At 65.2% G+C, this 19,180-nt stretch carries 15 protein-coding genes and 1 tRNA gene; 8 read left to right on the top strand and 8 right to left on the bottom strand.

The genetic code is table 11. The features are described 5' to 3' along the window. The first annotated feature begins 59 nt into the window (after positions 1-59). Positions 60-1,514, top strand: coding sequence for an amidophosphoribosyltransferase (locus IPM18_04950; GenBank protein MBK9118940.1), 1,455 nt, complete (start codon positions 60-62; stop codon positions 1,512-1,514). Between the two features lie 26 nt (positions 1,515-1,540). Here IPM18_04950 and queG read toward each other — a convergent pair whose 3' ends face one another. Then, positions 1,541-2,635, bottom strand: coding sequence for a tRNA epoxyqueuosine(34) reductase QueG (gene queG / locus IPM18_04955; protein MBK9118941.1), 1,095 nt, complete (start codon positions 2,633-2,635; stop codon positions 1,541-1,543). An 82-nt stretch (positions 2,636-2,717) separates the two neighbouring features. Between queG and IPM18_04960 the strand changes: the two genes are divergently transcribed. Together IPM18_04960 and IPM18_04965 are read left to right on the top strand one after the other, a co-directional pair. Then, positions 2,718-3,119, top strand: a complete 402-nt coding sequence (locus IPM18_04960; GenBank protein ID MBK9118942.1) for a hypothetical protein — start codon at positions 2,718-2,720, stop codon at positions 3,117-3,119. Between the two features lie 31 nt (positions 3,120-3,150). After that, the gene (locus tag IPM18_04965) at positions 3,151-3,948 is read left to right on the top strand and encodes a hypothetical protein (protein MBK9118943.1); all 798 of its coding nucleotides are present in this window, start codon (positions 3,151-3,153) and stop codon (positions 3,946-3,948) included. Here the strand turns inward: IPM18_04965 and rsmA are convergent. Next, positions 3,875-4,741 (bottom strand): ribosomal RNA small subunit methyltransferase A, encoded by an 867-nt coding sequence (gene rsmA / locus IPM18_04970; protein ID MBK9118944.1) that lies wholly within the window; start codon positions 4,739-4,741, stop codon positions 3,875-3,877. The genes IPM18_04965 and rsmA overlap by 74 nt on opposite strands. An 83-nt stretch (positions 4,742-4,824) precedes the next feature. Further along, on the bottom strand, positions 4,825-6,015 hold the full coding sequence (locus IPM18_04975; GenBank protein ID MBK9118945.1) for an AAA family ATPase: 1,191 nt from the start codon (positions 6,013-6,015) through the stop codon (positions 4,825-4,827). 153 nt (positions 6,016-6,168) lie between these two features. On the opposite strand from IPM18_04975, the gene IPM18_04980 reads away from it, so the two are divergent. From IPM18_04980 to ispG, 3 genes are all read left to right on the top strand, one after another. Beyond that, a tRNA-Leu gene (locus IPM18_04980) sits at positions 6,169-6,253 on the top strand. 193 nt (positions 6,254-6,446) lie between these two features. Further along, the gene (locus tag IPM18_04985) at positions 6,447-9,980 is read left to right on the top strand and encodes a PAS domain S-box protein (GenBank protein MBK9118946.1); all 3,534 of its coding nucleotides are present in this window, start codon (positions 6,447-6,449) and stop codon (positions 9,978-9,980) included. Positions 9,981-10,087: 107 nt separating this feature from the next. Next, positions 10,088-11,293 (top strand): flavodoxin-dependent (E)-4-hydroxy-3-methylbut-2-enyl-diphosphate synthase, encoded by a 1,206-nt coding sequence (gene ispG / locus IPM18_04990; protein MBK9118947.1) that lies wholly within the window; start codon positions 10,088-10,090, stop codon positions 11,291-11,293. 78 nt (positions 11,294-11,371) lie between these two features. On the opposite strand, the gene IPM18_04995 is transcribed toward ispG, so the two are convergent. The 4 genes from IPM18_04995 to IPM18_05010 all read right to left on the bottom strand — a co-directional run bounded on the left by IPM18_04995 (position 11,372) and on the right by IPM18_05010 (position 15,029). Next, entirely contained in the window at positions 11,372-11,818 is a 447-nt protein-coding gene (locus IPM18_04995; GenBank protein MBK9118948.1) for a hypothetical protein, read from the bottom strand. Positions 11,819-11,909: 91 nt separating this feature from the next. Next, a complete protein-coding gene (locus IPM18_05000; protein ID MBK9118949.1) occupies positions 11,910-12,056 on the bottom strand; it encodes a hypothetical protein in 147 nt (48 codons plus the stop codon). A gap of 72 nt (positions 12,057-12,128) precedes the next feature. After that, the gene (locus IPM18_05005; protein ID MBK9118950.1) at positions 12,129-13,055 is read right to left on the bottom strand and encodes a glycosyltransferase family 2 protein; all 927 of its coding nucleotides are present in this window, start codon (positions 13,053-13,055) and stop codon (positions 12,129-12,131) included. A gap of 90 nt (positions 13,056-13,145) precedes the next feature. Next, positions 13,146-15,029, bottom strand: a complete 1,884-nt coding sequence (locus IPM18_05010; protein MBK9118951.1) for a hypothetical protein — start codon at positions 15,027-15,029, stop codon at positions 13,146-13,148. Between the two features lie 284 nt (positions 15,030-15,313). Here IPM18_05010 and recR point away from each other — a divergent pair, with 284 nt between their 5' ends. Both recR and IPM18_05020 read left to right on the top strand, forming a co-directional pair. Next, positions 15,314-15,886, top strand: a complete 573-nt coding sequence (recR, locus tag IPM18_05015; protein ID MBK9118952.1) for a recombination protein RecR — start codon at positions 15,314-15,316, stop codon at positions 15,884-15,886. A gap of 115 nt (positions 15,887-16,001) precedes the next feature. Beyond that, complete coding sequence (locus tag IPM18_05020; GenBank protein MBK9118953.1) at positions 16,002-17,630, top strand: hypothetical protein; 1,629 nt, start codon at positions 16,002-16,004, stop codon at positions 17,628-17,630. A 23-nt stretch (positions 17,631-17,653) separates the two neighbouring features. On the opposite strand, the gene IPM18_05025 is transcribed toward IPM18_05020, so the two are convergent. Next, positions 17,654-19,039, bottom strand: coding sequence for an excinuclease ABC subunit UvrC (locus tag IPM18_05025; protein MBK9118954.1), 1,386 nt, complete (start codon positions 19,037-19,039; stop codon positions 17,654-17,656). Positions 19,040-19,180: the final 141 nt, after the last annotated feature.

Here is a 19,180-nt window from a genome sequence, read left to right on the forward strand (position 1 = left end):
ATCGCGGCCGGATACAATCCCCTTTTCGTGACCTGCCGCACTCCACCACGCGAGGTAGCATGGATTCCGAAGTACGTCACTATTGCGGCTTGTTCGGCATTGCAGGACACCCTGATGCCGCCCAACTCGCATACTTGGGTCTCTATGCCCAGCAGCACCGTGGGCAGGAGTCCGCCGGGATCTGCGCCGCCAACGGCCAGTCCATCGCGCGGCGCGGGGGACTCGGCCTGGTCACCGATGCGATTCGTCCTCAGGATTTGCAGGCCCTGGTAAGTCCTATCGCGATCGGCCACGTGCGCTATTCGACCACCGGCTCCTGTCGCGAAGCCAACGCGCAGCCCCTGCTCGTGAGTTGTTCGATCGGGCAGGTGGCCATTGCCCACAACGGCAATCTGGTCAATGCCGGGGACATTCGCCGCGAGTATGAGCAGCACGGCCATATTTTCGTTTCCACCTCCGATACCGAGGTGATTCTCCACATGCTGGCCGACCAGGCCTTTGCGGAGAAGGCCGATCCGTTGGCCGCGGTCCTGCGGCACCTGTGCGGCTCCTATTGTCTGCTACTGCTCTATCCGGACCGGATTGAAGCCGTACGCGATCCCTCGGGAAATCGGCCGCTGTGCCTCGGCCGACTCGGTGACGCCTGGGTTGTCGCGAGTGAAACCTGCGCGCTCGACATCATCGACGCGGTGTACGTGCGGGACGTCGAACCCGGCGAGATCGTCACACTCGCACCGGAAGGGCTGCGTAGCCGCCGCTTCGCCGAAGTGGGTGCTCAGCGCAAGGCCCACTGCGTGTTCGAGCACGTCTATTTTGCCGACCCCGCCAGCCAGATCTTCGGGCAAAACGTGCACCTGGTGCGCATGGAACTGGGTCGTGCCCTGGCGCGCGAAGCCCCCGCCGACGGTGACCTCGTCGTTGCCGTGCCGAACTGCGCACGCTGCGCGGCACTCGGCTACCACGAGGTTTCCGGCATCCCGATCGGGCGCGGTTTCACGACGAACCATTACATCGGCCGGTCCTTTATTCAGCCCTCCCAGACCATCCGCGATCTGACGGTCCGCCTGAAGCTCAACCCCATCCGCGGCAGTGTGGCGGGCAAGCGGCTGGTGGTGGTCGAAGATTCCGTGGTCCGCGGCACCACCACCCGCGGCAAGATGAATTCGCTGCGCGCGGCCGGCGCGAAAGAAATTCACCTGCGCGTCGCCAGTCCACCGATCCGCCACCCCTGCTACTACGGCATCGACTTTCCCAGTCGCGAGGAGCTCGTCGCCCACAACCGCACCATCACGCAGGTGCGCGAGTTTCTCGGTGTCGATTCGCTCGCCTACTTGTCACGCGAGGGCATGCTCGGTGCGCTCGACCGTGCCGGCGGTGACTTCTGTCATGCGTGTTTCAGCGGTGATTACCCTATTCCGATTGATCCCGCCTTCCAGAAGGACGTCTTCGAGCAGCACCAACTCCGCTTCTTCGACGCCACGGGCCGGCTGCGCACAGAATCGGCCACGCCCTGACCCGGGCTGTGCGGCGTTCGCCCGCGTCATGAGGTGGGGTTTCCGGCGTAATAGGCCAGTACGGACTGCGCCGCAGCCCGGGCGGGCGGTTTGCCGGTCGCGGCGAGCTGCTCGAGCGCGGCGCGCTCCCGGGACGACAGTTTACCCTTGTTTCCAAGCACCAACGCAGCATTCCGCTGCCACATGGACCCCGTCGCGCGCCGTCCCGCCGTACCGCGCACCAGCTTGCGATAGCCGGCACTGCGCAACGCCACAAGATCGACCAGGTTGAGCTGCGGACCGAGCACATCCCGGCCTAACTCGGGATGCACGGCAAGCGGGGCCCGTGCGTTGTAGGGGCACACCTGCTGACACACGTCACAGCCCAGTACACGGTCGCCCAGGGCGGCATGAAACTCCACGGGTATGGGACCGCGTTCCTCGATGGTCCAGTAGGAAAGGCAGCGCGTCGCATTCAATTTGTACGGACCCTCGAAGGCCTGCGTGGGACACGCCTCCAGGCAACGTCGGCACGTCCCGCACCGTTCCGTGAGCGGCTCGTCGGCTGCGAGTTCGAGCGTGGTCAACAGCTCCCCGAGCACGAGGTACGAGCCCCATTCCGGATGGAGCAGGCAGGTATTCCGGCCGATCCAGCCCAGCCCGGCCCGTGCCGCGACCTCCCGTTCGAACAGCGGCTGCGTGTCCACGACCACCCGCGCGGTAAACGGCTCGGACAGCGCCGCGCGGAGCCGCTGTTCGAGCGTACCCAGCAGGCGGTGCAGTACGGTGTGGTAATCGGCGCCCCGCGCGTATTGTGCCACCCGCCCCCCAGCTTCAGAATCCTCGCTTCGCAGCGGTTCGGAGGGAGCCGGTGCCGGATGGCTCCGGACGAAACCATCGGCCCGCCGATAATTCATGGCTGTGCAGATGATCGCACGGGCCCCTGGCAGCAGGTGGCGCGGGTCAGCGCGCACCGGGACGTTTTCGTGCAGATAACGCATCGTGCCGGCATGGCCCGCTGCGAGCCAGTCCCTATAATGTTCGGCCCGTTGAGAAGGCACGGCCGGCGCGATGCCGATGAGGTCGAATCCGACCGCCCGGGCAAGGTCGTGAACCAGACGTGCTTTGTCGCGGGGTGTCATTCGGGACGATGATACAGTGAATTCGCGGGCGGTTGTCGTCGCCATCGGTACCGCCCTGGCCGCCAGGATTGCGGAGTAGCGCATGTTCAATTTCGACTGGTTCCACGGGCCCGGGTTACGGCGGCAGATCGACGAAGCCAAGCGACGCTGTGCGGGGCGACATTTCCCCGATCATGCCGACCCGGCCCCCGGCAACGGCGATCCCGCGTGGCGTGAATATTACGACGCCCTGGAGACACGCATCATCCTTTATCTCAAGGACGGACTGAGCTACGAGATGAAGGAAATGGTGGATATCGGTATGAGCAGCGCACTGGCGTTCGAGTGCGTGCCGGTGGACGAGAATTACAAGGTTGGCGCGTACGTCATCGTCGTGCCGTTCGAAGATATCGCCCGGGTCGAAGTATTCGCGGTCCATCCGGATGAGAAACCTCAGGACAACCTGCGGATTCCGGGCTTCCGCACGAGCGACACGCGCGACTGATCGCGCGGTCTGGCCGAGGGGAGCTGGCACTATGCCGGTTCGGTACGCGGGCCGCGTGGCGGCAACGCTTTGCCTGGCGGTGACCTGCGGTTGTGCTCCGCAATTCGGCGAGCGTGCGACCTACGGTATCGTCTTCTATTGTCCTGGCGCCGGCGTCGATCTGGGGGACACCGGGGTGCGCGCCGGGCTGGAAAAGGCGGGATTCCCCGGGCAGGTGGCGCGCGTGACCTGGTCCGTTTCCATGAATCCCGCTATCGATCAGACCATTCGCCTCCTCGCGCTGCGCGGCGCCGATTCGCTCGCCGAGTTGATCACCGCGTATATCGACCAGTGCCCTGACTGTCCCATCACGATCGTTGGTCTGTCGGCCGGAACCGGCATAGCCGTCTGGGGTCTCGAACGGCTGGAGCCCCCCTACCAGGTCGATAATGTCATCCTGCTCGCCTCCAGCTTGTCGCATGACTACGACGTGGGACCGGCCCTGCGGGCGGTCCGCGGCCGCATCTACAACTACTATTCCCCCAACGATGCCGTGCTCGCGGGCCCCATGCAGATCGCCGGGACCATCGACCGCAAGTTCTTCACCGCCGGCGCGGGCCAGGTCGGCCTCCGCAGCCCCCCGGGTAATGAGGAGCGCATTGTGAACATCGAGTGGCATCCCGATTTTGAGCAGTTCGGCTACTTCGGGGGGCACACTGACGCTACGAACCCGGCCTTCGTCGCGGCGGAGCTCGCCGCCCACGTACGCGCCCGCCTCACGCCCGAAGGACCCGCCACAGCACTGGCCATCGATCGGGAGGCAGTTCCTCGGGGCGCGCCTCCGGACTGACGCCAGCCGCTTCGAACAACGCCGCGGACTCGGTTATCCGCCCCGGCGGCACCAGGCGGCGCAGCTTTTTGCGCCGCTGCTGAAAGGCCGTCTGCACGAACTCCCGAAAGGCCGGATCGCGACAGTCCGCCTCCGCCGGCCCCGTCCGCGGCTGAATCCGCAGCAGCACCGATTCAACCTGGGGGCGCGGCCAGAACGCGCTCGCGGGCAACCATGCGAGCGTCTGCACCTCGGCCAGGAGCTGTACGAGGATGGATACCGGCCCATAGGCCGCCGTACGCGGCGCCGCCTGGAGCCGTGCGCCAACTTCTTTCTGAATCGTACATACGAGTCGCTCGAATCGGATGGCGTGCAGCAGGAGATCCACGAGCAGAGGCGTCGCGATCTGGTAGGGCAGATTAGCGACCAGTTTCACTACCCCACCGGATGACGGCAGCACTGCTGTGAGCGCCGCGGCCAGGGCCGGGTTGAGGCAGTGCTTGCCCGCCAGCGCATCCCCCTCCACAAGCGTGAAGCGGGGGTTGTCGCCCAGCCGCCGCCGCAGGAGTTCCGCAAACCCGCGGTCAATCTCGGCCGCAACGACGCGCGCCCCGGAAGCGAGCAGCAACTCGGTCAGTGAGCCGGTGCCGGGTCCCACCTCAAGCACGGTGTCGGTGGTTCGCAAGTCGGCCGCTACAACGACCTTGCGAAGCAGATTGAGATCCACGAGGAAGTTCTGACCAAAGCGGTGCTGCGGTGCTAGGCCGGCTGCGGCGAGCAAGGCGCGGATCTCGGATTGGGTTTGACCGGGCATGAGGTTCCGAACCACGGCTGCTGCCGGCCCCTGTTTCGAGGAACCGGCCGCGCTGACCAGTCCCCCCAGCGAACACTCGCGCGCTAACCGAACCGGCCACGCTCACGCGCAGTGCCGCTCTGGAACAATTGCGGCTGGTACTCCGCGATGTAACCCTTCTGCTGAAAATGCGCGAGCAGCGACTCGATGGTCGGGAAGACGCGCGTGGCGGTCTCCGTGATGAAGGGCGACGGCTCGACCTTGGGCTGCCAGACCACGTAGACTTCCTTGGTGCCCTCCCAGGCGTGTTGTAACTCGCGTTCCACGCCCGAAGAAAGCCCCGGCTTGCCGTTCGGCAATTCAGGCACCAGCGAAACAATCATGTCCGACTGATCGATCAGTTTGAAATCGCGGGCGTAGATCTGCGCATCGATGTCGCGCGCGATCTCGTTTACCTCCGCCACGCTCAGTTCCACGTCACGGCCATGGACCGAAATGGTGAACTTCGAACGGCCGTCGTTGGCCGCCCGGGCAGCATCCACCAGCAGGCGCTTCTCGTCCATGTCACCCGGATCAAAGGTCACGAAATGGGCCGCGAGCGTCGCCCGAAAGGCGTCGATCTCGGCCAATGTGGCGGGCATATCCATGACGTGGGTCATGGGAAACGACGGATACACCCGCTTGGTCCCGGGTTTGAAAATCAGCCGAAAGAGCGATTCGATCGTCGCGTCCTCGACGCCACGGGCGAACACGTAGAATGATCCATGTCCGCGCACCGCACTGGCGAGGACCTCGGTCGCGAGAATCTCCTCCTCGCGCCAGACGAGAATGTCCTTCAGCGTATGCGGCAGCTCATAGTCCCGCGTGAGACGTTCGTGAACTGCGTCCACGTTGTCGACCAGTGTGATGTACAGGTCGGCATCAAGCGCCAGCATCTGGTCGTGATCGAACGCGGGAAAAAGGCCATGCTTCCAACGAAAGGCCGCGTGCGTATTCACGATGACCGTGGCATGCTCGTCCGCTTCGGTCAGGATGTCCTTGAAGACCGAGCGCCGCAGGGCCGCGAGCCGCGCCAGCGGCAGGTCCAGAATCCTCCCCGGACGTACATCTTTCGCTTCTGCGTACATCATGTCGCCGACGTGGAACCGCCGAACCGGGCAGCCACGCGCTTCCGCGAGGCCGGCCACTTTTTCGATGAAGGGTTTCTTGTCGACTCCCACCTGCCCGGTCACGACAACCCGGCGCCCACGCGGCCGGCGCGTATCGAACAGACCGGGCTGGGTTGATTGCGTCATCGCACCGCTTCCCTTCTGGCCGCTTGCCAGCCGCCGGGAGCGTACCCGGCCGGTCAGCCACGCCCACGCCACAACCGGCGCCGTCTTGACGGGCCAAGCCAATTCCGTATCATCAGTGATTCGCCGGTGCTTGGCAATGGCCGGTTCTCCGCTGCGGCTGTGGCGGAATTGGCAGACGCGCAAGGTTCAGGTCCTTGTGAGCGATAAGCTCGTGCTGGTTCGACTCCAGTCAGCCGCACTCCCGTGAGGAGGCCGCCCGTGGGATCGGGTGGCCTCTTTACATTTCCACTCCCGACGGCGCTGCACATGGCCGCCGCAGCGCGGCACGGGTAAGCTGACGGGCCTGGGCTGCCCTGCCGCCGGCGGAATTGTTCACTCCCCGCGTGACCGTTCCGGCGCTAAGCTACGGCCCACTCGAGCGGTCCTCAACGATGACCCTCCACCGGCCTGTTGCCTGGCGAACGCACGCATACCTGCTGCTGATTGCGCTTGCAATCTGTGGCTCCCGCCCCGGCGCCGCCGCTCAGCGGAACGAAGGGGATATCGCTCAGCCGGTTCGTGACCATCAGGTTCTTACCCTGCTCTCGTACCACCTCGGCCAGGAATGGAACGACCGTGTGCTGGGGGGCCTGCAAAGCGTCCTCGCCGACCGGGACGACATCGAGGTGTCCTACGAGTACCTCGACACGAAGCGTCATGTCACCGGCGCACACCTGCTACCGCTCCGCGAACTGCTGCGCGTGAAGTATGCCGGCCACGCACCGGACTGCATCATCGCGGTCGATGACTTCGCCCTCGATTTCGCCCTTGAACTTCGCAGTGCCCTTTGGCCGGGCGTCCCGGTCGCCTTCTGCGGTATTAACGATGAGAATCCGGCGCGCTTTACCGACCAGGTGGCCGTCACCGGCGTCTTTGAGCGCGTCGACCTCAACGGGACACTCAATCTCGCACTGCACCTGCACCCCGCCACACGGCGTGTGGTGCTGCTGCACGACCAGACCCAGGTCGGCCTCGCCATGCGCGACCAGTTTGCCGCCCTCGGCCCGAGTCATCCCCACGTGACCCTTGACTTCCTCACGGAATTGAGCTTCGCGGCGCTCGAAGACGAGTTGCGGACCCTGCCCGATGACACGGTGGTGATCCTCACCCACTATCTGGTCGACACACAGGGCTCCATCCTGACACCTACCGAGAGCGCGAAACATACCTCGGCCGCGTGCCGGGTCCCGGTCTACACCGTCTGGGACTTCCTGGTCGAGGCCGGAGCCGTGGGAGGGGTCGTCGTCGATGGCCACGCTCAAGGCGCCGCCGCAGCCCGGTTCGCGGTGCAACTGCTCGCTGGAACACCGCTCGAGCAATTGCCGATGCAGCACACGAGTCCCAACTCCACACTGCTGAACTACCCGCAGATGCAGCGTTTCGGCATACGCCGCACCGCACTGCCCCCGCAGGCCATCGTCCTCAACGAGCCGGTTTCCCTTTACCAGCGCTATCGCCAGTGGGTGTGGAGCGCAGTGGCGTTTGTTGGCCTGCAATCGGCTCTGATTGCCCTGCTGGCCTGGAACCGCACCCGCCTGCGACACGCCCGCGACGAAGTACTGGCGGCCGAACAACGGCTCGAACTTGCACTCGAAGGCGGCAACCTGGGCTTGTGGGACTGGGATCTCCGCACCGGGCGAATTGTCCGAAACGATCATTGGGCCGCACTGCTGGGCTACGACCTGAGCGAGATTCCGCCGGATACCAGCGCCTGGGAGCAACTACGGCATCCGGAAGATGCCCCCGCCGCAATGAAGGCGATGGCGGCTCACCTGCGCGGCCGTACACCGCTGTACGAGTCCCAGCAGCGCCTCCGTACACGCGCGGGCGGCTGGAAGTGGGTCCTGGAGCGCGGCAAGATCACGGCTCGCAGCCCGGAGGGAACTCCGCTGCGGGTCACCGGCACGCTCAGTGACATTGCCACCCAAAAAGCGGCCGAAGAGAGTCTGCGCGCCAGCTTCGCCGTCCAGCAGCGGATGGCCCAGCGCCAGGCCGCTATCCTCGACGCGCTGCCGGCCCATCTGTGTGTGCTCGATCGCGATGGCGTCATCGTGGCTGTGAATCGCGCCTGGCGCCAGTTTGCCCGCCTCCCTCTCGACGCCGGGATCAACCTGACCCGTGATGTCGGTCGGAACTACCTCGCCATCTGCGATGCGGTGCAGGACGACGGCCGCACCCTGGCGCAGATCGTCGCGGCTGGGCTGCGGGATGTGCTGGCGGGCCGACGCGACGCCTTCACGCTCGAATACCCGTGTCACGCCACCGAGCAGCAGCAGTGGTTCCGACTGATCGTGGCCGGCCTGCCGGCTGAGGCGGGCGGCGCGGTGGTCATGCATCTCGACGTGACCGAGCGTCGCCAGGCCATGGAAACGCTGCGTGAAAGTGAAGCGCTGCACCGCGGCGTGCTCGAGAACGCTCCGGTCGGTGTGTTTCAAACCACGCCCGCAGGCCATTTGATCTTCGCGAACCGCGCCCTGGCACGCCTGCTGGGCTACAGCAGCGCCGCGGAATTGCTCGCGGCGGCCAGTCACCGGACCATCGGCGAACTGGCCTACGCCGATCCGCAGGAACGCACGCAGATCATCAGCATGGCTTTACTGACCGAGGGTTGGCGGCGCTTCGAGACACGCTTCCGTCGTAAGGATGGTGTGGAGATCGTGGTCAGTCTGCGGCTGCACGCGGTCTGGGATGCGCGCCGCGAGAACGCGGAACTTTACGGCTTCGTCGAGGACATCACGGAAACAAAGCGCGCCGAGGAGGAGCGGCGGCGACTCGATACGCAGATTCAGCATGCTCAAAAACTGGAGAGTCTGGGCGTCCTCGCAGGGGGCGTGGCCCACGACTTCAACAACCTGCTCGTCGGCATGCTGGGGCACGCCGACCTCGCCTTGGCGGAAATCCACGACGACGGCCCTGTTCGGATGCACCTGCTCGGAATTGAACAGGCCGCCCGCCACGCTGCTGACCTTGTGCGGCAGATGTTGGCCTACTCCGGCCGGGGCCGCTTCATCATACAGGCGGTCAACCTCAATGAGCTGGTGGCCGGGATGCTCCAACTGCTCGAAGTCACGATACCCAAGACGGTGACACTGCAGCGCGAATTCGCCACCCACCTGCCCCCCGTGGAGGGCGATGTCACACAGTTACGGCAGGTGGTCATGAACCTGGTGACCAACGCAGCCGAAGCCATCGGCCAGAAGCCGGGCACCATTCGCATTCGGACCGGCGTGCGCTATTGTGACGAGGCCTTTCTCCAGGCCGGCTACCTCAACGACGAATTGCCCGCCGGTCACTACGCCTTTCTCGAAATCCAGGATGACGGCTGCGGCATGGACACCGAGACCCGCGCCCGCATGTTCGATCCGTTCTTCACCACCAAATTCACCGGCCGCGGACTGGGCCTGGCCGCCGTGCTTGGCATCATCCGGGGCCATCGCGGTTCGCTGCACGTTGAGAGCGCCCCAGGCGCAGGCAGTACCTTCCAGGTGCTGTTCCCCGCGGCGGAAACCGCCGCGCTTCCCGAGACCCGGCCGCCGGTACAACCGGCGGAAACGCCGCACGGTGTCGTGCTGCTGGTTGATGACGACGAGACCGTGCGCAATGTCGGTCAGCGCATGCTCGAACGCGCCGGGCTGACGGTCTTGACCGCCGAGGATGGTCAGGATGCCGTCGAGAAGTTCCGCGGCCGGGCGATGGAAATCGGCTGCGTGATCCTGGACCTGACGATGCCGCGGATGAACGGTGAGGAAGCCCTGCGGGCCCTCCGGGCAATCCGTGCGGACGTACCCGTGATCCTGTCGAGCGGATACGACGAGGAGGATCTGCACGCACGCTTCGCGGAGGCCGATCTCGCCGGTTTTATCCAGAAACCCTACTACTACGAAGACCTGCTGGCTTGCCTGCGACGGGCACTGCCCGCGGGCTGACGGCGCGCTGCCGCGGGTTCCGCTCGCTACAATCCCCCGAATTGGGTGGCCGCCAAAAGCGTGCTTTCGGCCCACCGCCGCCCAGATCCGGATCTGATGGAGTACCCATGCCCCCGCGCAAGAAGACCCGCCAAGTCAACATCGGCAACGTGCGGCTCGGCGGCGACGCCCCGGTCGTCCTCCAGACCATGACCTCCGGCTATACCTACGAGATCGACACCTGCCTGGCCGAGATTCACAAGCTCGCCGCAGCCGGGGCCGATGTCGTGCGCGTCGCCGTACCGGACGAGCGGGATACCGCGGCACTGCGGGAGATCATTCCTGCGAGCCCGGTTCCGATCGTCGCGGATGTGCACTTCCACTTCCAACGCGCCCTTGAAGCCATCGAGGCCGGGGTCCACAAGATCCGCCTCAACCCCGGCAATATCCAGGACCGGCCGAAGGTCGAGCGCATCATCGCGGCCTGCAAGGAGCGTGGGATTCCGATTCGCGTCGGCGTGAACGAAGGCGGCATCGTCGAGCGCCGCGACAAGAGCCAGCGGGCCGCCGAAAAGGCGACCCTCGAGCAGGACTACCGCAACAACCTGATCCAAATCATGCTCGACAAGCTGGCCGCGTATCTCCGCATCTTCGAGGAGCAGGACTTTCACGACGTGGTCATCTCCGCCAAGAGCATCGACCCGCGCCTCGTCATCGACGTCTACACCGCCATCAGCGCGCGCTGGGACTTCCCCCTGCACCTCGGCGTCACCCACGCCGGCACGCCCGACACCGGTCGTATCCGCTCGATCGCGGCCCTCGGTACGCTGCTCGCAAATGGCATCGGCGACACCATCCGCATCAGCTACGCCGCCGACCCGGTTTACGAGGTCGAGGACGGCGCCGAACTGCTCTGTACCCTCGGCCTCCGCCCGCGCAAAACGCCGGAGCTGATCGCCTGCCCGACCTGCGGCCGGATCGAGGTCGACCTACTCAAGCTGGTCGAGGATGTGAAGCAGACAATTCTCAAGGAGATCGACATCCCGCTGAAGATCGCGGTCATGGGCTGCGTGGTGAACGGCCCGGGCGAGTGCGAAGGAGCGGACGTCGCGATCTTCGGCGGCAAGGGCCGCGGCATCATCTATGTGCAGGGTGAGCAGAAACAGACCGTGGCCGAAGACCGCATGATTCCGGCACTGCTCGAGGAGTGCCGCGCCTTCGCGCTGAAGGTGAAAAACGGCGAGGCGACGCTCAAGAACCAGTTCGTGGACATCGTACCGCCCGATCCGCTCCCGCGCCCCGACGGCACGATGTCGCTGCCGGTCGCACGCTGAAGTCGTACACTCCCCTCCCTTCCAGGGAGGGGTTGGGGGAGGGTCGGCGGCCTTGCGTTGACCACGGGGCAGGTGACCTCACGCATCATCCGCCTTTCGGTGACCACCAGAACGACTGCCCGTGATTCGGGTATCCATAGCGCTGCCGCACTCGGGACATCGTCCACTCGTGTTTCCGGTGAGATTGTAACCACATTCCATGCAACGAATATTCGGGCAGGCGACCCTCCGTCGGCGCCAAGCCAGCCCCAGAAGCGGAAGCCCGCTGATCAGGATGATCGCCCCATACCCTGGGATGATCAGACATATCGTGGTGTCGCGGGGAAGTGCGATCCTGAAAAACCCCTGTTCTGTGTCTTCGTAGCGCATCGCGTAGAAGCTGCCGCCGGCACTGGGGATCGCGACGTAATCCACAATAACATTGCCGCTTGCGAAGTGGATCGACTTCCCAGGAAGGTACGTCATGCGAAAGTATACGTACCCGCTGGCGAGGACGGCGCCACTTGCTGCAATGAGCAGGATCATGCTCCGTATCACAGGTGCACGTCGCCAGACATGGCGGGAGGTGTGACGCGTATTGCTGTGAGGTGCTGTGCTCATGAGGCCACGTTCATCTTCATTCGTACCGCGGCCAGATGTGCTGAAACCGCGGGTCATCACCCGCATCCGGCGACCCGTGGACCAAGCGCCCGTTCGCGTCGAACACGTACACCGGCAGCCGTGAGGGAAAGGCAAGCCATGCTTCCATAGGTCCGTCCGCCACGAAAGAGCTCCGGCCGTCCTTCACGAGCCGGGTTACGTGGGTCGACGGCTGCCCGCGGGCTAGACGCCTCCCTCAATCCCCGCTCACCGTCCCCGACCACCCCCCCAATCGCCGCAGGCGCTCGGTCGGCCGCTTCGGACCATGGCGCGGCGGCAGTTCCCCATCCTCGCGCACCAGGTTGATGGCTCGTAGCCAGCGATAACGCCGACGGCGCGTCCGTTCCAGCAGTTCCTCCGCTGCCAGCCACTCCGTCAGCACTTCCGCCACCGGCAAATCGTCCCGCTCCAGCCCCAGCGTCTCCGCGTAGAGTCGCGGATGATGCGCAATCATCCGCGCGAGCAACGTCGCCCGATTGCGGCCGATACGCCCCAGCATCGAGTTGCCGGCATGGTGTTGGCGGTACTCAAACAGCTCCTCGGGCACACACACACCCGTCCAGCTCGCCGCACGGAACGCCAGCCAGAGATCCCAATCCTCGTAGCCGCCCACCATGTCCTCGGCGTAGCCCCCGACCGCCTCGAAGGCCGCCCGGCGGATCACCGCTGTTGCAACGGAGACGTTCTGCATCAGCAGCTCGTGCTGGTCATATGCCGGACACGCCCAGGAGTCCGTCCGCGCACCGCAGTGCCGCACGTGTCCGTAGGCGAACGCCACGTGCTGTGCCCCCGCAAGCAGTAAAGGTGCGAGCAGTGCCTCGACAAACCGCGGCCGCAGCCGATCATCCGCATCCAGTGGGACGAAAAATGGTTCGTTGGTAGCACGGACACCCGCGTTGCGCGCCGTGGCGAGCCCACGGTTCTCCTGCCTGAGCACCCGGACTCCGGACCGTGCGACCTGGTCCAGCACAGCCAGGGTCGCCGGTTCGTTCGAGCCATCGTCGATGACGACGCACGTCGACACCGGCCAGGTTTGGGCCTGTACGCTCGCCAGGGCTTCTGGGAGGAATTCACCGTGGTTGTAGCACGGAATCACTACGGCCACCTGCGGCGCAGGTGTCATCGTTCGGCACTCCTGCAGAACCGCGCCACAAACCGGAACCGAACCAACCCCATTCGGCGCTACACGTCGGGGGGCACCGCCAGGGGTAGGTCAATCGAAGAATGTGTCACCCGCAGGCGGCACCGGACGATCGGGCGGTGCCGCGGGCCGCACACCGGCGAGGTGATCGCGCAGTCGCACATAATCCCGCAGCGGCGGGAATTGCTCGCGCCGATCGACCGCCTGTTGTATCAGGGCCGTCGCCTGCTGCCGGTAGCCAGGAGCGTTGGTAACGTCGACACGGGCCAGTGCGTGCAATACAGCGGCCTGGAGTCCCTGCGGCACCCACACCGCGGGCTGCCCTTGAAGCTCCTGTGTGATCTGGGCGTAAGCATCGCGCGCCTGCTCCAGCACCTGTTTGCCTTCCTGCTGCGCGAGGACGAGCTGTTCGCGAATGTCCTTCGGGTCGAAGGTAAAGCGGGCATCGGTATAAACCGCCAGAAAACGCTGCATGGTCGCGAGCAGTTCCTCGTTCGACTCGACACGTTGCGCGTGGATGCGGCCTTCCAGCCAGCGGGCCGCGGCCTCGGCCGCCCGGGCCACCTGCAGGAAATATGGATCGGCGAGCACCGCGCGGAGCCGCTGATTCTCCCTGTTCGGATCGTTCTCACTCTGGATGCGCTGCACTTCGCTGCGCCAGGCCTGGGCGGCACGCTGCGCCGCACCGAACGCCTCCGCGGAAGTTCGCGCTGCACGCAACGCCGCATCCTCCGCCTCGAACGCCTCCGTAGCGCTCGCCGTAATCTCCGCGATCACCACGGCACGCTCATCCTCCAGTTCGCGCAATCGCCGCTGATGACGTTCGACCTCCGCCGCGGCATCCTGTCCGACACGCGTCACCTGCTCGATACGGGCCTCGATCGAAACGTGGGCGTCCTGGAACCGCTGCGCTCGGGCCTCGGCCAGTTCGAGCTCCCGCTCCAGTTGTTCCAAGCCAATGACCGGCTCTCCACCGACCAGAGCGCCCGGCGCCCCGTCGTTTCCGGTCAGCGTGGCACCGGGGCGACCTCCGTACCGCAACTCCTGCTCGCGCTCCTGCAACTCCGCAATGCGGGCCGTCAAGGCAAGATAGTCCTGCCGGTACGCCGTGAACGCATCATCATTTCCAACCTCGAACCCCCGCCGCTGCAGCTCGATCAGGCGGCGGCTGGCGTCTGCCAATTCCCGTTCGGCCTGCTCCAACTCCTGCCGTTGCGAAGCGACCTTGGTCGTCAGGGCGTCACGTTCCGCGTCGGCCGCGGAGCGCAGGCCGTGAATTTCTTCTCGATCGGCTCGCAGTCCGCTCAGAATCGGGGCCACGTCCAAGCCCCGGAATTGATCCACCTGCGCCTGCGCCGCGTGCCAGGCGGTGCCGAGTCGGACCAGCTTGCCTTCCGCAACGCGCTGCACGCCACGCGCCCGTTCGGCGGTGACGAGATAGCCCTGTGCCCGCAGGTATTCCACCATTCCCAGCGCCTGCGAAACCGCAACGGTGTCGCGGGACTGATCGCGCGCGGCACGGGCCGCGTCACCCGCCGTTTTCAGTAGCTCCGCATTCGACGCCAGCAGGGCTTCGAACATCCGCAGGACGGCGGATACCCCGGCAACACCCTCGGGCAGGGGGCGCGGGGCCTCGACCCGCAAGCCCACACTGGCGAGCCGCTGCTGAGCGGCCTGGGCCTGGCGGGCTACCGCACTGTTCGCATCCGCGAACTGCTCCGCGACGGCCGCCGCCACGGCTTCCGCCTGGGCGGTCGAGAGTTCCCCGATCTCCGCATACGAGCCAAGGGACTGCAATGGCACGCTGTGACGGGCTGCGGCCCGCATCGCGTAAATCGCTTGCTGCTGGGCCTGCCGCGCCTGTCGCTGAGCCCCACCCAGCAGCGCTGGCGTGAGCCATCCCGCGGCCACGATTACCACGCCCAGTGCCACCCCGATCAGCACGGCAGGTTTCACCACGTTCCTCCGCGACGGTGCCCACCCCGCACAAGCCCGGCGCCGCGCCGGCGCATGCACCCAATGGGGACAGGCACCCGAGCCCTATCGTGTACCCGCCCCCATGGTCAGTGTCAATTCTCGGCCGCGTTCAATTGCCGGCGGAAGCCCCGGGGTACCCCCGCAGCCACGGGTGCTCCGGGTACACTGGCGGGGCCGGAGTGTGCATTCCGGCCCTCGCTGGGTGCCGCATTACAGGAAGTACCGTGTCATCATCACAACTGACCGGGCCGTTGCAGCGGCTCATGGAAGAGTTCACGAAGCTGCCGGGGATCGGTGCCCGCTCCGCGGAGCGGATCGCGTTCCACCTGTTGAAGGCGGAACGGGAAGAGGCGCTCGCCCTCGCCAAGGCGATCGTCGCCACCAAGGACGAGGTCCGGCCGTGTGCGCGGTGCTACAACATCGCCGATCAGGAACTCTGCCACATCTGCCGGGACCCACGCCGCGACGGTGGGCAGGTTGTCGTCGTGGAGCAACCGAAGGATCTGCTGGCCCTCGAGAGCGCTGGTGTGATCAGCGGGGTTTACCATGTGCTGATGGGGCACATTTCACCGCTGGAGGGCATTCAGCCCGGTGACCTGACCCTCGATGCGCTGGTGCGTCGGGTCCGTGGCGGCGGTGTTCGGGAAATCGTCCTCGCCACCAACCCGACCGTCGAGGGTGACACCACCTCCCTGCACATCACGAGCATGCTGGCGGATTTCGACGTCGCGGTGACCCGGCTGGCCCGCGGTCTCGCGCCAGGGTCACAAATCGAATACGCCAACCGGGAAATGCTGCAGGAAGCCTTTCGCGGCCGGCGGGGAAACGATGATTAATTCCCTGGCAGAGGTCTTGTCCAGCCACCGCGGCAAGCAGCGGACGAGCCGGGTAGGATAAAAGGGGTCGCGCGGGGTGCCATGCATGGCAGCGGATTGAACGAGGAGCCGTAACATGGACCCCACCACCGATTCCCGGAACAACGAGCAGGACGCCGCAGCTACGGCCCCACCCGCGCTACCCCCATGGCATGTCCTCGTCAGCGTACTGCATGGCGCGGCGCACAAACGGGCCGAAGTCCGGGCCGCTCTGCGCTGGCTTGCGGGCGAACTCACCCGCGTCGCCGATGGCGCAGAGCCCCCCCCACCGGTAATCCCGCAACCGCCACCTCAACCAACCACTCACGTTCCACTGCGGCTGGGCGACAGCGAGGCGCGGGTGCCGGTCTACGGCGCACTCGACGAATTGGCCACAACCGGCGCCGCCCGCGAGCAGCAAGCGCGTACCACTGCGGCCGGCGATCTCACTGCGGCGGGGACGGGCGGGAAAGCAGGGGATGAACGACCACTGCCGAATCTGCGAACCGTAGCGCGGCGAAGTCGGTTGAAATCGGAGTGCATGCGCTGGTCGCTTGTTCGGCGCCGGCGTATTACCGAGGGGGCCTCGTTTGAGACGGTGATCGCACCCACGGATCAAGACTTGATTTCACGCGCCCGTGAGCTGCCCGGCTGCTTCCTCTGGATGCTCGACCCCTACGAAAGCCAGCCGGATGATGAATCCGGCGAAGACATCGCGGCCTGTTACGAGAATCTGGCCGAAGCGGCCGAGCTGGTCGAAGATCTCCTCGGGGGCGAGGGGGCCGAGGCCGAGAGCTATCTCGAAAATGCGTACCGGGCCCTGGCCGAAGCACAGTCGGCCGTCCGCGCCGCCCTGCTGCCGGTGCAAACGCGGCGCGACACGGACCAGGAAGAGGCCTTTCACTGGCTGAAACGCCGTACCTTCGAGGACCAGATCTACGTCACCCGCCACATGAAACTCGATGACCCCGCCGATCCAGCCCGCTGGTCGGACCTGCAAGCCCGACTGGAGCTCCTGCGGTCCGGTTTCGACCAGCTGCGCAGCGGGCGGCGCGAGCGGACGCAACTGCTCAACAAGATCCGTTACCACGCACAAAAACTGGCCCGCGCGGAGGAGGCCGAGGCCCTTGGCGAGTGGCAGACGCTCAGCTCCAGTGTAGAGCGTTTGGTGGCGAACGGGACACCCCCATCCGATCGCGCGCTGCGCGATCTTCTGCTTCCGCTGCTGGACTCCCTCCCGGAATCCTTGGAACCGGGCGATGGCTTCCAGCTTGTGCTCCGCGAAGTGGATCGCTACCTGGCTGCGCAGGAGTCATCGCGTGAGGAAACCCGCGAACCACGCCTGCCCACGGATGCAGTGCGGCGCGTCGCAGACTGGTTGCGTGGGCGTGTCGTCGTGCTGATCGGCGGGGAGCGCCGCGTGCACTCCCAACGCGCGCTGGAGCGGGATTTTGAACTCGCCGAATTGCGTTGGATCAGCACACGCGTACACCAGTCCACCTCCGAGTTCGAGCCGCAGGTGGCGCGCCCGGAAACAGCCCTGGTGCTGTTGGCCATTCGCTGGGCGAGTCATTCCTTCGAAGCCGTGAAGTCCATGGCGGACCAGTGCGGAAAACCCTATGTTCGCCTGCCGCGCGGCTACGGCACCAACCAGGTCGCGGTGGAAATCCTGCGACAGGCGAGCGGCTGGATGGCCGACCCTGACGCGTCGAAATCGCCCGCCTGAACACGCGCCATTACGCAGAACCGTTACGGTTTCCCCGTCCCGCGGGAACCGGATCGCCGGCCTGGCGGCCGACGCCCGGCGGCAACATCCTCATCGAACGCCTGCTTGTGCCGCAGAATGTGGTGGTAGTGCTGACCGAAGCGGTGGGCCTCATCCCGCACCTGCTGCAACAGGCGCAGTCCCGCGTGATTGCGTGGCAGGCGCAACGGCTCCGCCCGCGCCTGCACATAGATCAGCTCCTCACGTTTCGCGAGCGAAACGACCATGGCCGGCCTCACCGCCGCCCCACCACCGGCCTCAATCTCTTGCCGCATTCGCTCGAACGCTTCCAGAGCCGCATGCAACTGTCCCAAGCCCCCGTCGATCAGAATCACATCGGGATACAACTCCTCGGCAACCACGGCATGTCGGTAGCGGCGCAAAATGACCTCGCGGATCATCGCGTAATCATCCACGCCGGAGACGGTTTTGATCTTGTAGCGCCGATACGCGCTCTTGAACGGCCGACCGTCGATGAAACATACCAGCGAACCGACCGATGATTCGCCATGGAGTGTCGCGATGTCGATCCCTTCCACGATCCGCGGCCGCTCCGGCAGCTCCAACAACTCCTGTAACTTGTCGAGCCCGGCCCCCGGATCAGTAAAAAACACCTCGGGCTGAACGTCTTCTTCGAGCTTCCCTTTCCGACTCAGCGCCTCGAGCGCACGCATGCGATCACGAATGACGCCGGCTTCCTCATAGCGCATCGCATTGGCGGCGGTGGCCATTTCCTTTTGCATGGATCGCAGCAGCGGTGTTCGGTTCGAACTCAACAACTTGCGCAACCGGCGGATATCCGCGCGATAGGCCTCGGGACCGATCCGTGCCGCACAAGGTGCCGTACAGCGCTGGATCGCGTGCAGCAGACAGGGTCTAAAAAAACGTCGTTTATCGTCGTTAACGCGGATGTCGAGCTCGCAGGTGCGAAACTTGAAAACCCTTTGCAGCAGGTTCACCGCATCCCGCACGCCTTGCGCGCTCGCGAAAGGACCGTAGAGCTTCGTGCCCTTCGATCGCGGCGTGCGCGTCACATAAACCCCCGGAAAGTCGTCAGAGACCGTCACCTCCACATACGGAAAGGTCTTATCGTCCTTCAGCCGTTCGTTGTATGGCGGCTGAATGTCCTTGATGAGCCGACTCTCCTTAAGTAAGGCATCGACTTCGCTCTCACAGTCGAGAAAGTCGATATCGGCGACCAATGTAACCATATGGGCGATTTTCGGGCCGCGCGTGTTGAACAGGTCGGCCGCATCTTGAAAGTAGCTCGAAACGCGCGCCCGCAGGTCGCGGGCCTTCCCCACATAGAGTACGAGCCCGTCGGTATCCTTCATGAGGTATACGCCCGGCAGCTTGGGAAAGTGGGAGATCTTGTCCCGCAAGGCAAGGATGCGCGGGTCGTGCGATTCTGTCATAGCCCACGATTATAGATGATGACCCACGACACGCTTCGGAATCGGGAGCGGTACCGAACGGACCACAGGCCACGCTTGGAGCGCTTGCAAACCCGC

Source organism: Phycisphaerales bacterium, assembly GCA_016716475.1.
Taxonomy (GTDB): domain Bacteria; phylum Planctomycetota; class Phycisphaerae; order UBA1845; family Fen-1342; genus JADJWG01.